Origin of the sequence: Adlercreutzia equolifaciens, from assembly GCF_029076695.1 — a bacterium.
In the GTDB taxonomy this organism is placed as follows: Bacteria; Actinomycetota; Coriobacteriia; order Coriobacteriales; family Eggerthellaceae; genus Adlercreutzia; species Adlercreutzia equolifaciens_A.
Genome location: NZ_JARFIK010000273.1, coordinates 1 through 314 on the forward strand (window position 1 = coordinate 1; position 314 = coordinate 314).

The 314-nt window shown below is 41.1% G+C and carries 1 protein-coding gene; it reads left to right on the plus strand.

Going from position 1 to position 314, the window contains the following annotated elements; all coding sequences use genetic code 11:
- On the plus strand, nucleotides 1-314 hold a 314-nt coding region (greA, locus tag PZH32_RS12375; RefSeq protein ID WP_275208548.1), incomplete at both ends, for a transcription elongation factor GreA.

Genomic DNA, 314 nt, shown 5'->3' on the forward strand with positions numbered 1-314 from the left:
GAAGGTAGTAAAGAGAAAAGAAGTAGCAGGCAAGATCAAAGAAGCAAGGGAGCAGGGAGATCTTTCCGAGAATGCTGAGTATGATGCAGCAAAGGACGAGCAGAGAGATATCGAGGCCCGTATCGAAGAATTAGAAGCAATTCTGAAAAATGCAGAGGTAGTTGTTGAGGATGAAGTAGATCTGGATAAGATCAATGTCGGATGTACTGTGAAAGTATTTGATATTACTTTTGACGAGGAGATGGAATTTAAAATTGTTGGTTCTACAGAGGCTAACAGTCTGGAAGGAAAGATTTCCAATGAATCTCCGGTAG